At 52.7% G+C, this 14,762-nt stretch carries 8 protein-coding genes; 2 read left to right on the forward strand and 6 right to left on the reverse strand.

Going from position 1 to position 14,762, the window contains the following annotated elements; genetic code table 11:
- Window positions 1-106: 106 nt before the first annotated feature.
- Window positions 107-4,777 (reverse strand): GH92 family glycosyl hydrolase, encoded by a 4,671-nt coding sequence (locus ACO08I_RS00880; protein ID WP_421948192.1) that lies wholly within the window; start codon window positions 4,775-4,777, stop codon window positions 107-109.
- 144 nt (window positions 4,778-4,921) lie between these two features.
- Entirely contained in the window at window positions 4,922-6,676 is a 1,755-nt protein-coding gene (locus ACO08I_RS00885) for an MGH1-like glycoside hydrolase domain-containing protein (RefSeq protein ID WP_421948193.1), read from the reverse strand.
- Window positions 6,677-6,899: 223 nt separating this feature from the next.
- Here ACO08I_RS00885 and ACO08I_RS00890 point away from each other — a divergent pair, with 223 nt between their 5' ends.
- Window positions 6,900-7,217 carry a XisI protein gene (locus ACO08I_RS00890; RefSeq protein ID WP_421948194.1) on the forward strand — a complete coding sequence of 106 codons (318 nt, stop codon included), beginning with the start codon at window positions 6,900-6,902 and terminating at the stop codon, window positions 7,215-7,217.
- Between the two features lie 196 nt (window positions 7,218-7,413).
- A complete protein-coding gene (locus ACO08I_RS00895) occupies window positions 7,414-8,181 on the forward strand; it encodes an alpha/beta hydrolase (RefSeq protein WP_421948195.1) in 768 nt (255 codons plus the stop codon).
- A gap of 160 nt (window positions 8,182-8,341) precedes the next feature.
- On the opposite strand, the gene ACO08I_RS00900 is transcribed toward ACO08I_RS00895, so the two are convergent.
- From ACO08I_RS00900 to ACO08I_RS00915, 4 genes are read right to left on the reverse strand one after another with little or no spacing between them, the layout of a single operon-like run.
- A complete protein-coding gene (locus ACO08I_RS00900) occupies window positions 8,342-9,625 on the reverse strand; it encodes an acetylxylan esterase (protein WP_421948196.1) in 1,284 nt (427 codons plus the stop codon).
- An 11-nt stretch (window positions 9,626-9,636) separates the two neighbouring features.
- Window positions 9,637-12,147 (reverse strand): alpha-galactosidase, encoded by a 2,511-nt coding sequence (locus ACO08I_RS00905; protein WP_421948197.1) that lies wholly within the window; start codon window positions 12,145-12,147, stop codon window positions 9,637-9,639.
- Between the two features lie 58 nt (window positions 12,148-12,205).
- Complete coding sequence (locus tag ACO08I_RS00910) at window positions 12,206-12,946, reverse strand: hypothetical protein (RefSeq protein ID WP_421948198.1); 741 nt, start codon at window positions 12,944-12,946, stop codon at window positions 12,206-12,208.
- 45 nt (window positions 12,947-12,991) lie between these two features.
- Entirely contained in the window at window positions 12,992-14,755 is a 1,764-nt protein-coding gene (locus ACO08I_RS00915) for a hypothetical protein (protein ID WP_421948199.1), read from the reverse strand.
- Window positions 14,756-14,762 lie beyond the last annotated feature (7 nt).

The following is a 14,762-nucleotide window of genomic DNA, read 5'->3' on the forward strand; positions in this document are numbered from 1 at the left end:
AACAACTCCATGCCTTCCGTGTCATCCGAGTATTCTGTGGTAAAAAGAAAACTCCATGCCTTCCGTGTATTCCGTGTCTTCCGTGGTAAAAAAGAAACTTACCAACCTACAGCATCCCCATCACCTCCACCGCCGCCAGCAGAAAAGCACCCAGCCCAAAAGGCTCCGTATGATCAGGGTCAATTTGTTCGGGTGCGTGGCCTACACGTTGTACGCTGCCGAGGCTGCCATCCGGACGGATATGCTGCATCAAGCCTTCCCATGCCCGCTCCATGACCGGACGGTAGGTCGCCTCATCCAGATAACCATTGCGGATGCCATTGGCCAGGGCGTAACAGAACAGGGCTGTACCGCTTGTCTCCGGCAAGGGGTAGTTTTGGGTATCGGACAGACTGACCCGCCAGAGCCCGTCTTTGCCCTGCAAGGGGGCAATACTGGCTGCCATCTGTTGGAGTAATTCGATGTAGTACGACCGCCTCGGGTCACTTTGCGGCAGATGCTCCAAAACCCGGACAATGCCGCCCATTACCCAGCCATTACCGCGCGACCAGAATACCTTACCGCCATCTTTGCCGTGGGTTTCAGGTTTATCGGGGGCGTAGACGTATTTAGCATCCCGGTAGAAGAGCCCGGTGGCGGGATCTTGCAGTGCCTTTGTGGCTTGTACCCATTTTTCGTGCATGAAATCCAGGTACTTGGGATCACCGGTGATTTCGGTAGCTAAAGCGAAAGTGGGTGGCGCCATGAAGAGCGCATCACACCACCACCATTCGGTACGCCCTTCGTAGGGGAGGCGCATAAAGCGGTCGAGCTCCGTCAGGCTGGGTTCCAGGTAGGCTTTGTTTCCGGTTTCCTGATACATTTCCAGCCAGGTGTGGGCAGCAAGGTGATTGTTGGCAATGTCAGGGTCGTACTTTAGCGGGGTGAACCGCTCCCGCTTGCCCCACTCAGCCATGTGTTTGAAAAAAGGAGCATGTCCCGTTTTTTCATAAAGTTTCCAAAGCCCGGTATAAAAGGTGGCCGCATTCCAGTAAGCGTTCTTGGTCCAGGCGCCTTCCATGACCGGGACGTAATTGAGCTTTGGGTAAATCTCCAGCAGGTGGTAGTCCACCATATTCCAGCAAATGGCCTGAATATCTTCCGGAGCATAGGGGGCCGGTTGAGTTAGTGAGGGCGGTACCTGCACCTTTCCCCATTCGGAGGGCGCTGATCCCATGATAAGCTCCAGTGTGCCGCCTTGCATCAGCTCCCGGTGGCGGAACCACGCCCGGTCGATCGGGATACCATTCAGTTTGGCCGATTGTACGTAAATGTTTTCAGCAGACCGGCGGCGGGCAACCACGCTAAAGGTCTTTCCATTTTCCAATCGGATACGGCTACGGTCAAACAGCGGGCTGCCGATGAGGTAAACATCCTGCCCGGCAACGGGGAAGAAGCCGATGCTGCTGAAGACGTACCAGGAAGAGATCGCACCGGAGTCGTCCTGTCCCGGAAGGCCGTTATACCCGGCAGCGTACTTTCTTCTCATTAGATGCTGAACGGCTTCAGCAGTTTTATCCGGCCTACCCGCATAAATGTACTGATAGGGCAACAGGAAGAGCGGTTCATTACCGAGGTCAAACCCGGGGTCCAACAGCAAGCGGTCCAGGTACTTGATATAGGCTTCCGGGCTCCCGTGCCGTTGGATAAGCCCCCGCATATCGTGGGGTACATAGCTGCTGTAGGCAAGGGGCGTAGCTTCGTAAAAGTAGGGATCATTCCAGTGGTCTTTGCGCAGGTTTTCGGTGGTGATGCCAGGCTGCCAGTTGCCGGCTTGGTCTTTCGCCCAGAAGTGCCCGGCTTCTTTGTTGAAAAGTTGGAAAATCCCTTGCGAACGCTCCCGGTACCGTTGGGCTGTAGTCGTATCGCCTGCCGCTTCCGCCACTTCGGCGATACAGTAATCATTGTAGGCATACTCCAGAGAGCGGGAAGTCGCCCCTTTAGCAGATGCTGAAGTGACATAGCCCAGTTTTAAGTAATCTTCCAGGTGGCGGCCGTATTTTTTGGGATTATCAGAGGGATGTTCGGCATGATGCCGCAGGGCTTTTAACGCCTGTTCCAGGTCAAATCCACCCAGTTCTTTGGCAACGGCATCCGCAAAGACGACATCCACATTTGTCCCGCCCTGTATGCTGCCAAAGTCCCCGGCTATCCAGGCATCCGGAAGCCAGCCTTCCCTTTCGTAAATGCTTAGCAGGCTTTGCAGGATGGTACGTTGCTGCTCCGGTGCAATCAGCGTATGCAGGGGCATAACGGTGCGGAAAACATCCCAAATACAATAATGATCCCAATAATGAGGCTGGCTTTCGGGCCAGTCTTCGGTAGCGCCAGTGACTTCGGTGGGCATGAGGAAGGTATTGCGAAGGGTAGCGTAAAACATCCGCTGATGCTCGGGCAGCCCACCTTCCACCTCAATACGGGACAGCCGCTTGTCCCAGGACTGATCGGCGGCAGCTCGTGATTGGTCAAATGAAGTTTGCTTTTCCTCATCCAGAAATTTCCTGGCATTTTTTATACTTTTAAATGAAAGCCCAACCTTTGCTTCCACCTGCTGCTGCTGCGGTCCTTTGAAGGTCGCCCATGCGCCCATGCGGCGGCTTTTGACCGGCTGATCGTCCGGGAAGCGGATTGATAAGTTTTGCTGGCCGGGTAGGAGGGTGGTGTCTTGCCAAACACCTGCTGCATAAAAGGGGCGGTCGAACTGGGCGAAGAAATATACCTTATACGGGTTTTGCCCGCCCCAGCCACCGGCGAAATGGCCCCAGCCCTGAATGGCGTTTTCTCCAACAATCTCCACTTCGGCTTCGAGGCAACGGCTATCTTCCAGCCCCGTCCGGCCAATGGCATGGGCGACATCAATAATCACCTGCCCTTCGATTTCCGTTGATTCATCCCAGGTGAAAAAAGTGTATCGATGGTAGCCTACTTTGGCAGAAGCCGTTAATTCCACTTCCACATCGCCGGGTTTTCGGGCAAGGGTGACAGCGTAGTACCCCGGTACAGCCCGCTCATTGACCTGTTTTAGCGAAGCGTAATCTTTGAGGTTAAGCTCCTGCGTCAGTGGGGTGAAGAGGATATTCCCATACCGGCCGCCTCCACCGGTCCCGCTGGTATGAGTGTGGCTGAAGCCCGCTATTGGCTTGCCGGGGCGATAGCCGGAGGTGGGCTGCGGGGGCATAATGTCCGGGCTCAGCTTAACCATTCCAAAAGGGACGGAAGCACCCGGAAGCACATTACCATTGATACTCCCCAGGAATGGGTCAACAAGGGCGGTGGATCTGGCAGGTACCGGATGGCCTATATCAGTACGTGGGGCGGACCGGGGGTGGCGGTTGGCTTGTTTTGACGGGGTGGGGCCTCCAAAGTAGGGGCCTTTTTCGAAAACAGTGCCCTGGTCATTGGCACGCGGGTCATGGGTTGCAGATTGCCATTCGTTGAGGGTGTTGTGCAGCTCTGCTTTTACCTGACTGTACTCCGGATTGGCGGCCTGATTTGCCATTTGGTAAGGGTCTTCTGCAAGCACGTAAAGCTCCTCAGCAGGGCGTTTGCCGAAAGCCTGTTGCTTCAGGGTGCTGTCCTGCCCCTCAAGGATGGCGTCTTTCGTTACAGAATCATCGCAATCGCCGTAAGCACCTACCGCATAGATGTGCACAGGATCGCCCGTCGGATACCGCTCGGGTTCCAGGTTCCGGATGTAGAGGTAGTCTTTTGTCCGAACAGCCCGCATCGGATAGCTTTGGTTATCGGGGCGGACGTAGGCGTGGCGCTCTCGTTCCAGAAAGACTTGATCACGGTGCTTTTGGCTCTGCCCTTTGAGCAGGGGAAGCAGGCTTTTGCCTGACATTTCTCCGGGGACGGAAAGACCAGCGGCCTCCAAAAAAGTTGGCGCCAGGTCGATGAGGTTGACAAAGTTTTCCATTTCACGGGCGGGCTGTAGTTGCCCTTTCCAGTAGATCGCCAGAGGGACCCTTGTCCCGTAGTCGTAAAGATTCGCTTTTGACCGGGGGAAGGGCATGCCATTATCGCTGGTGATGACAATAATGGTGTTGTCCAGCAATCCACGTTTTTCCAGTTCCCGGACAGCTGTACCGATTCGCCGGTCGAAGCGTTCCACCTCATAGAAATAATCAAGGATATCATCGCGTACCTCAGGCAGGTCTGGAAAAAAAGGTGGCAGATCAATGGCAGAGGCATCCATGCCCTGATTCGCCCCGCTCCCCGGTTCATACACCCGGTGGGGATCATTGCTGCCATCCCAAAAGCAGAAGGGTCGGTCCGGGTCCCGCAGTTTGAGGAAATCGGTGAAACTATCGTAATTTGGTCCAGCAGGATTATGCGGGTAACCGCCTGCTTTTTCATTTCCGGGTCCCCATCCCTTATTGGCTTTACCAGTTATATATCCTGCTTTTTCCAGTAAGGCTACATAATTGGGGAATGTATCAGGCAGCAGGCTCCAAAGATTACCTCCCGGCCCCAGTTCGTGCGGGTATTTTCCGGTCAGCAGGGCTGCGCGGGAGGGCGTGCAGGATGGGGAAGCGCAGTAGGCATGATCAAAGACAACACCTTCCCGGGCTAGCCGGTCGAAGTTGGGGGTTTGAACTACCGGGTCACCGTAAATGCCTGCATGGGGGTAAGACCAGTCATCGGCGATGAGGACCAGAATATTGGGCGAATTTTGGGCAGCGACCAGAAAAGGGAGGCACGCCGCAAAAATAACTTGAAAGAAACGTAGGAGCATATCCGAAAGCTTTTTTAGTGGAGGCATAGCAAGAGAGATTGTAATGCGCCAGGCTTACAGCGGGTCTTTCATGTAAGTTTATAGTCTCAGCCGGCAAGATTGGCTGGCGGACAGGTAATTTTCGAAAGGAACCCGGTTGATGAATTAATCATAATACCCTTCCTCCATCAGCCCCATCAGCGCCAGCAAACCGCCCCAGGTATACCATGGCGAACTATTGAGCTGAGGCTCGGTGCAGGTGCCGTCAATGGGGGAGTAGTTTTCGCACACAAATCCGTGAGCTGTCCAGTTGCGTACGAAAAGGTCTGCGGATTTATTAACCAGTGCTTCTCTGGCGTCATCCAGCTCCGGGTATTCGCGCATGCCGAGGTAAACCAGGAAGTTCATGGGGGCCCAAATGGCGCCTTTCCAGTACCGCTGCTTTGGAAAAAGCGGATCGTTTTTGGCAATGGAAGGCAGCACCCATTCGCCCCAGAATTCTTCTTCGTTGAGCAAGTGTTTACTGACCATAGACTGCGCTTGTTCAGACGATGCGGTGCGGGTGAGCAAGGGATAAAAGGATGTTGGGGAGATTCGGTCTGAGAAAGTATTTTGAATCAGGTCGTAGTTTTGGAAAAGCTGGTTCCCCTCATTCCAAAGCGCCTGAAGGTACTGCTGTAAGCGGTCTGCACGTTTTCGCAGGCGTTGGGCGTCTTCTGATTGCCCCAGGACGTCCGCCATTTTGGCTAGTACCCGGCAGTCGGCGATGTACATGGCATTCAGGCCTACATCGTGCATTTCCATGAGGTTTTTCTCCGGGTCGAATTGCGCATCGAGGTACATAGGGCTATCGTCAATGCCGGTCTCCAGCATGGCAGCCTGAAGGTTGTGGTACACTTTGTCATGGAAAGGGTTTTGAGCGGGATTAGAGCCCCAGGAGAGCAGGTCGCCATTCAGGCGGTTTTCCAACCACCACTCATTCCAGCGCAACAGCCGGGGATAGACCATTTCCAGGAACCATTGGTGCGGATGTTTTTGGTAGATGTCCCAGCAGGCCAGTCCGCCTACCGGTGGCTGAGAACGGTCCCAGGCTTTTCGCCCGTTGCCCTGACTAAGGTTGCTGACAAAGCCATCAGCAGTGGCTTCCCGGAGTGCCTCCACGGCATTAGCCATAGCCAGTTCGGGGGCATCAAGCCCAATCATGTGCGCCATAAAGAAGTTGTCCCAGCCGAAAAATACGTAGCCACCCCGGTTGATGTTCCATTGGCGGTCCACCGTTGAAAATACCCGGTCCTGCACGGGATCGTAAATGGTATTCCAGCCTAGCCCGGCTGCCATACCGGCGTAGGCTTCAGCGAGTTTGCCGAATTGCTTGAGGTAGGCTTCGTAATCGTTCCGTTTTTCGGTTACCTTCTTCTGAATCGCAGCCAAATCAGTGGTCGTGCTGCTAATGCCCACCGCACCGCTCAGTTCAATCGCCAAAAAGGGGCTGAGGGTATTAAAGAATGGGTGATTGCTCAGTGGGGCAGAGGACCGGAATTCCAGCTTTTGATCCGGGGTTGTTATCGTTAGCGCGTCCTTCTCCCTGGAAATCTGCCCGGGCCGGTTCCAAAGTAAGCCGCCTTCCACGAGGAGTGTCGATGTATATTCCTCGTCCAGCTCCATAGGCGTAATGAGCAGGTAGAGGTCATTGCCGTAAGCTGCTGATTCGATTCTCAGCTTAACTTTCCGGTATTCCACCTCCATACTCGTATAATCGCCGGAGTAACTATGATAGCCCGGCTTGACAATGGGCTCACGCGACCCATTCGCAGTTTTGTCGACAAAGAAGCGGTTGACAAAGCCATCGGTATTTTTGCTGCTTTTGTGGATGCCCAGGTTTAGGGCGGCTCCGGAGGGCAGGAGGACGTGCTGCCCCATACTGTAGGTGCTCCAGGTGTTCCAGCCTGTTTTTAAGTTGTTTTGGAGGTTTTTGTATAAAGATTGTGGCTGAGCAAATAGGAATAGGGGTATTAAATAACTACAAACTAGAATTAACCGCAATTGATTCATAAAACGTCAAATTTTCTTAATTTAGGAGGAACGACTGTAGAAGTGTCACCTTATCAGGAATATTTGACGAAAAAGCTCAAAAGATAATCCAGTGGATAAAAAATTAGAAACATACCAGAAAGCGATTCTATCCTTTCTTGAGCAATACTCATCTTTTTTACCTGCTAATTGGGAGCAGGTAGAAAATCAGGTGATTGCTGATAAAGAAAATCATCACTATCAACTCATAAGAATGGGTTGGAATGGGAAAGAGCATATTCACTACGCGCTTTTCCACTTTGATTTACTCGAAGGGAAAATCCTTATCCAAGAGAATCGGACTGATTTACCTATTATTGATGAGCTTGTTGCACTCGGTGTGCAAAAAGAAGATATCATATTAGCATTTCAGCAAATGCCTCAGACTTAATTTAGATACCATGGTATTTATTCCATGCCTCCGAAAAAGAGGAAGCTATCTTTTGATTCTCAGGTTTCTTGTGGGGCTTGTGTTTATGCTCCCTGGGTTCTTACCCGCACAATCAGATTCCATTCTACTCTGGCCAGCCGGCCCACCCTTATCCAAACCCAATGAGCTGGTCGAAAAAACCTGGACAACCAACGTCATGCGGGTCAAAGATGTGACGGAGCCGAAGCTGTACACTTTTCTTCCGCCTGCAGGTCAGCGCAACGGCAGCAGTGTAGTCATCTGCCCGGGCGGTGGTTACCGGATTCTCGCCATCGATCACGAAGGCTATGCCGTCGCCCGTTGGTTTAACAAGAGGGGGATTACCGCTTTTGTGCTCAAGTACCGTTTGCCCAACGATGAAGCTATGGACGAAAAGGCGATTGTTCCCCTTTTGGATGCACAGCAAGCGATCCGGCTGGTCCGCCAAAACGTTCAGGAATGGGGGCTCGACCCTTCCAAAATTGGCATCATGGGGTTCTCGGCGGGTGGCCACCTGGCTTCTGCAGTGGGTACGCACTTTAGGGAACCCGTAGGTTCGATAGCGGATACCACCTCGGTTCGCCCGGACTTTATGATTCTGGGCTACCCGGTGGTCAGCATGCTGGAAACCATCACGCACGGTGGCTCCCGAAAAGCCTTACTGGGGAGCGACCCGCCCATTGATTTGGTACGCCGCTTTTCCAATGAGCTTCAGGTGACGCCGGCAACTCCACCCACTTTCATCGTGCACAGTACGGATGATCAGGCAGTCCCGGTAGAGAACAGTATCCGTTTGTACCAGTCGTTGGTCGATCATGGCGTACCGGCAGAAATGCATTTATACGAGTCCGGCGGTCACGGCTACGGCATGGCGGAATCGGATGAAACGCTGTCTTCGTGGATGGACCGCCTGTCAGACTGGCTGAAGGGGCGGGATATCTGGTAGAGCAAAGCATTGGTTTTTACCAAACCACTAGACAAATAGGGCTTCATGAATAAAAGGGATTGTTTTTTGTGCGCTGAGGTTCCCGCCTTTAGGGGGAAAGGGGGCGTGCGGAGGCTGAAAAAATCAATCCCTTTTGAAAGGTGCCTAATAGCATTGGTTTTTACTTTGCTTTCAATTCCACTTTTGCCCATTTGATGTACTGTTTCCAGTCGTATTCCTTGACATCATGCCCACCGCTGCGGATATGATAGGCTACGGTATTGTGGATGGGCGTATCCAATTCTGGCATTTCAGGGGTTGGAATTCCTTTTTTACCATAAAGCTCGTAGACCGGTGTAGCATGACAGGCAGAAAGGAACTCTCCTTTAGGATCGGCCCATTGATCATCAACGGCACTGGCAACGTATACCGGGCGTGGTGCAATGAGCGCGATGAGTTCATGCTGATCTGCGGGAAGGGATGCTTCATTATTGCTGTAGGTATGGAAGTTCCTGCAAAACCAATGCGGGAAGTGGTTGTTGATCCGGGCGATGGTTTCTCCGTACTGCCGTTTGGAAAGTGCTGCTCCACCGCAACCGGAGTTGTTGGAGATGACCGCCGCAAAGCGTTGATCCATTGCGCCTGCCCAAAGTGCCGTTTTGCCGAGGCGAGAGTGCCCCATAACGATAACCTTTCCTGAATCTACATCCTGATCCTCTTCCAGGTAATCCATAACACGGCTTAGCCCCCATGCCCAGGCAGAGATAGCCCCCCATTCGTTCTTCGAAGGCTGCTGTTGGCCCGCTTCGTAGAATAATGGATGAATGCCATCCTGGAAGTTATTGCGGTCCGGGTCAATCTCTCCGTAGTAAATGGTGACCAGCCCAAATCCGGCATCAATGATTTCCTCAATCGCCCAGCGGTTCACACGTACGCCTCTGGACCGGGCGGTGAGCTTATGGTCTTCCACACCGAAACTTGCATTGTTGCGCGACCAGGCCTGAGGGATGTAAACCATCGTGTCGGTGGTGACGGTATGGTTGCCGTAGAAGTTATAGCCGAGGAATACAGGAGCTTGCCCTATGCCTTTAGGTAAATACATTAGAACGTGGCAGTCCAGGCTGCGCCCGTTTTCCTTGAAAGTTAGCTTTATCTGCTTTCGGCGGGCTATTCCGTCTAAAGCATTATCAGAGGATTCAATAAGTTCCGAAGATGCAGATTCAGGTGAGCCTGGCACTTCGCCGTAGACTTGCTGGGTAAAAAAGCTCAGCAGCTCGGGCCGCCCTGTGGATTCCCAGTCGGGTTGATTGCGAATGCGCGCTCCTTCAAAAGTCTGAAGTGGGTCCGGCAAAGTGAATTTGGGCACCTTGCTTTCATCGTAATTGGGCACAAAGGCTTTTTCAGTTTGTGCATTTAAGCAATTGATTAGAAAAGAAAAGGAGATGACTAAGCAAAGCTTTTTCATAAAATGGTCTTTTAATTAGGGGCTTTAATCTTAACCTTATCACCGCTCTTGCTTTCCAGCTTAAACAGGAGGTGGGTTGAGTTTTTCGTTTTCTCTAATACTACAGCACCTGTAACCGTTGGAGAACCAAGCTCTTCAGGCCAGCGTATTGTTTGCACCCCATCGCCAGCCGTATGGTAGGCTACTCCTGCCGCTTCGACTTCCCAACTCAAGAGCGGGCTATCCGATGCTGTAATCTGAATACCTTTTTCTCCAATGGGTAGCAGGAAGGCAGCTCCACTTGCATAAGGCTGGTCCAGCGTAAACTGTAGTCGGGCTTCCTGCTCACTCAGTTCAAACGGAGTATGAAGGATTGCCCCCACATTTTCGGTATTGACTTTCACTTTTTGATTTAAAGCTGCAACAGGTTCCGTAGTAAAGGCAAAGACCTGCCCGGCACCAGCCTCCGCATTGATCATGCGGTAAACTTCCGGAGAGGCGCCTACTTTGCCTTCCACTTCCGGAGCAATATCGGTGAGGTAAGGCAGCACTTGTTTGGACAGTTTGGTCTTAGCGCCAACTTTTTGGCGGACATCGGCGGTAGTCAGGTCGAGTTTGCCCCAGTAACCGTGCCCGGCAATCAGGGAAGTGTGGATGTTGTAGTCCAGGGAACCTTCCAGATCATGGGGGTAGTTGGCGTAGGTGAAAAGCTCCAGCGGGATAATGCCCGCAAATTCATTGGGGATGGTGCGCATCGACTGCGCCCGGTAGGGGCCATAGTCGTTGTACCCACTCGCGCCGTTGTTCATCCAAAACAGCTTGCCTTGGCTCAGTGGTGCCAGCCCGGTCATCACCCGGCGGGCTTCCGTCAGGTCGACCTCAATGATCAGCTCGGGCTCATACTCGGTTAGGATGCGCATGGCTTCGGTCACATAAATAGGCAAAAGGTACTCGTACCGGGCACGTCGCTCCGAAGCAGTGTAGGTGGAATCACCATGGTGAAGGCCGGGCAGATCGCTGAAGAAGGTATTGATGGCATCCCACTTGAAGAAACGGGCGCCCTGATCAATCAGCCGCTTACAGTCCTCAATAAAAACTTGCTGAAAACCACTGACCATATCGAAGCCGCAGTGTCCCCACTGAGCTGCAATGGGATTCCCTTCAGAATCTTTAACGACCCATTCAGGGTGAGCATGGTAGCGCTCTGTGGTACTGTCTATGGTAGGCGGAGACAACCATATCCCCATCTTCAGGCCATGTTGCTCCAGTTTTTCCCGTATTGGCCCCAGCCCCTGAGAAAGCCTTTCGCGGTGAGGAGTCCAGTCGCCATGCTTTTCTTCCCAGCCATCATCCAGCACAAAAATATCAGCGCCAAGGTCAGCAGCGTGTTCTATTTCGCGGAACAGGTTTTCGTAGGTCAGTACACCTCGGAGTTCTTCTGAAGCGCGCTGCATGCCCCATGTATTGTAGTAAAACTCCGGTTTGCGGGAAGCCGGGTGCTCACAGATTTTGTTCAGGAGGTAGTCCCTGATAAGGGCTTTGCTGTCTTCAAGTGCAGGCCCGGTATGATGAAAGTGGGCCGTCCATACGGAGGCATAAGGGTGGCGGGCATCAATGGGCTCTCCATCCAGATAGGCGCCGCGCATGGCTTGCACGCTGGCGTCTATGCCTTGTGCCTGTGCTACGGCACCAATGCCCAGAAACTGAAAATCTTCGTCTTTGATTTCAAAGTTGAATACCCCTTTTATGCCCTGCATGGCATCAACGATCCGGCCGTCTTCAGCTTTCTTTTTGATGTCGAGCAGCCCGTTAGTATTGTCCTGCGAGGCGTGCTCGTAAGCCAGCCCAAAGCTCCAGTCGTTGTTATGGATGATCCGGAAAGGGCCTTTGGCAGGGCGGTCGCCTGGGGCATCGGGTGCGGCTGCCCGGACATCCGGGTAGTACATGTGGTTGGACTTGCCGGGCGGGTCACCGGCTTTAGCAAAAGTTATGGGCTTATGATTCCAGCTGGCGATGCGGATTTCGGTGGTTTGGGGCTTGCCTGCCTGTGCGGTCCGTAGCCGGTACTGCGGAAAGCGGAAGTGCAGCTCCCCATCCTTTTTATTTAGGTTAAAGCGGTTTTCGGCATCGGCCAGTAATTCGAGCTTCTCCCGTACAATCGGGCTTCCGGGGAAGAGCTGTTGACGGATGAGGACGACCAAGCCTTCAGCAGGGCCGGTGGCAGCCCGGTACCGCAGTTCGTATTCGGTGCCCCCGTTGCCCATGGACCGCGATTGCTGACTTTCAAATACCCAAACCGGATCGGCAGCACTTAGGATTTGCCCGTTGATGACGGCCTCGAAGTAGGGGAGTCCGGCAGGATTGTTGAGGAACACTTCCTGTTGCTTGTCGTACAGCTCTACAGAAATGGCATCAGGGTGCCGGGGTTGGGAAAAGGTTTTGCGCAGGGCTTCGTTCTCAAACTGAAGCACAGTTGGCTCTTTGGGAGCACAGCTTTGCAAAAGAAGTAAGGCAAGACCTAACTGAAGTAGTGTGTTTTTCATGGTTTAACGTTAACTCAAGGATGGATTAAATATGTGGATTCAACCAGGGGCAGTAGGTCTAAAGGTGATACTTTACCCCAAATTTGAACAATCTATAGCTCCCATTCGAATTGACCTGCTCCCGTTTTATATCTCCCCCGTTTATCTGGTAGGCGATATCTATTTCGAATAGTTGATCGGTACCGAACAGATAATTATAATGGCCAAAGAGAGATACTTTGTCGCCAAAAAACAGTTCCAATCCCAGCCCGAGTTCGAAGAGGTTGAACGTTCTGCGGAAGCCGTAGTTGCTTTTGGCCTCTTCATCATAGGTCAATGTGGTTCCCTGCCTTGTAATTGAAAAGCCGGACTGATACAGGTCTGGTTCTTCGTATGAAGTGTTAATCCCAAAATGATAGCCTAATACGCTTTTCAGGAATAATTTACTTTTGAAGAACTGCTTGAAAATGGGAAAATTCGTATTCAGACGCAATGGAATCTGATAGACCGTAGGCCCGTTAGTGGTCGTAAATGATACAAGCGAACTGTCTGTAATCTCATAATCTCCATGAAAACTGTTTATTAGAATTCCGGTTTCCAGGCTATGGAATTGGTTGAACGCTCTGCTAACCACTATCCCAAAAAAAGAGAACTGCGAAGTTTTCTCCAGACTCAGCGTATTGTTGAAATCAGTGGCGTGGTAAATTGGACAAGTGCTTCCTGCCTCAATGCCGACCGAAAGCCTGGATTGTGCTTTAGCCGTGATGCACAGAGCCAGGAAAATGAAAACTGATGCCCTTGTGGATATATTTTTTGTCATAGGCGACAGTACCTTTTGATATTTTTATCTGCTGTTAATAGGGCCTCAATTCAGCCATTCAAGGATACCATCCCTGACCCGCAGCCGGTAGGTGCCGATCTTGATGCGATTGCCACGTGCCTTTATTTTGGGTGTTGGGCCCTGGCTCAGGTATTGGACGGTTATCGTCTGGCCTTTTATTTCCACCTGTTCGCCCTCGTGTTTTCCGGTCGCAAGCAGTAGGGCTTCGGGCATATTGCCTTCCGAAAATCCAATGGCCACTGATTCTCCGTTTTTAAAGCTTAGCAGACTGCGCCTGCCATTTTGGGAGCGGCCCCAAAGCGCTACGGCTCCGGGGATTTTCCCCCAGCTAAAGTTTTGTCCAAAGGCCCGGATTTGAAAAGCTGTATCTGCCTGAGCCCCCATGAAGCCATGAGCGCTTTGAGTGAGGGCCGTGATGATGATGTCATTGTTGTCTTCCCAGCGGTTGCGCCAGGCATAGAAGCCATACCGCCTGTCTTGATAGCAGTGGGGCAGTACTTCCTCCGGATTAATGCCATCCAGAGTATCGGGCCAGTTCACGAAAGTGGTCGCTACAATATGAGGGTAGGCGGAGGGCTCATATTGGATACCAACGTCCTGATCCGTATCTTCTAAAAAACGCTCGTAAAACCATTGCAGCGCAGCAGCGTACCTGGCAGGGAGTACTCCAAACGCCAGCCCAAAATACCCGGATCCAGATAGCCCCTTCCGGCTCCAGGCATTGTGGGGATAGCCGCCACGGACCGGCCAGATGGCAGGCTTTCCATTTTCAATATAGGTCAGGTAGAGCCATTTGAGCGCCATCATACGCACATTAGGAGGTTGAGCTCCGGCAAAGTCTTTGCCTAAGGCATTTTTCCAGCCCTGCAAAGCGGTGAGATAGGTAATGTAGGTGGCCATAGAGCCCGTACCATCACCCTCGGCAAAATAGCCACCGTCGCCAAAGCCCTGAGTAGCGTTGTGTACCATACTGCGCTGACTGACCTGTAGCAGGCTGTCGATGCGCTCCTGATTAGCCCAGGGCTCTTTATGGATGACCAGCAGGGCAAGGGCGGCACCACCCACCTGCATGCTATAGTGATTGCTGGTGGGAGGCATCGTACCGCTTGTCAGACTCTCCAGGTTCACCCGGACGCCACCCCATTTGGTGATGATGTCTGTGCTGTAGTGTTCTATCGCTTTGCCCAGCCTGATACGAGTTGCTTTGTCCCAGCCATCATAGCAGAGGTCGTAGCCCACCGCCATCCAGCCCAGTACCGACCCGGCCCGCAGAGCGCCGCCGGGATCCACCCAGCTGTAGCGGTCATCCCGGTCGCGCTGCCCCTTCAGTGCCAGGTCGAAGCATTGGCGGCCCAGATCGGCGTAGAGGGTGTCGCCCGTAAGCTGGAAGAGCAGCCCGTAACCGGCCACATGCCCAAAGGTGTACACGCCAGCGCTGTCAATGACGAGCTGCTCGTAGTGCCCGTTGGTATAGGCACTGTCTGCGGGGTTGAAGAACAGGGGCATACTGCGGCCATCGCTTCCGTTAAGCAGCTCCCGCAGACGGCTTAACAGTATTTGCCCCTCCGGTTTATCCATTTTGCTGCGCAGCCAGGGCAGGTCCTTCTCCCGGAAGAGGATACGCGGGTGCTCCCCGGGCTCCACCGGCACAAAACCAGGCACCGGTTCCCACCAGCGTTCCGGATTGGGTACCGGTACGTCCCAGCTTCCGAACTCCTGCGCATTGGCAGCAAGTGCAATGGCTAAATTGATGATAGCAAGGGTTAGTACTCGAATCGTTTTCTGCAAAGCGTTC

The sequence above is a fragment of the Phaeodactylibacter xiamenensis genome, assembly GCF_965229835.1.
Lineage (GTDB): Bacteria > Bacteroidota > Bacteroidia > Chitinophagales > Saprospiraceae > Phaeodactylibacter > Phaeodactylibacter xiamenensis.

Coding starts and splice junctions, on each gene's coding strand:
- ACO08I_RS00880 (WP_421948192.1), bottom strand. CDS start 4,777: ATGCTCCTACGTTTCTTTCAAGTTATTTTTGCGGCGTGCCTCCCTTTT.
- ACO08I_RS00885 (WP_421948193.1), bottom strand. CDS start 6,676: ATGGGGCAGCACGTCCTCCTGCCCTCCGGAGCCGCCCTAAACCTGGGC.
- ACO08I_RS00895 (WP_421948195.1), top strand. CDS start 7,414: ATGCGGGTCAAAGATGTGACGGAGCCGAAGCTGTACACTTTTCTTCCG.
- ACO08I_RS00900 (WP_421948196.1), bottom strand. CDS start 9,625: ATGAAAAAGCTTTGCTTAGTCATCTCCTTTTCTTTTCTAATCAATTGC.
- ACO08I_RS00905 (WP_421948197.1), bottom strand. CDS start 12,147: ATGAAAAACACACTACTTCAGTTAGGTCTTGCCTTACTTCTTTTGCAA.
- ACO08I_RS00910 (WP_421948198.1), bottom strand. CDS start 12,946: ATGACAAAAAATATATCCACAAGGGCATCAGTTTTCATTTTCCTGGCT.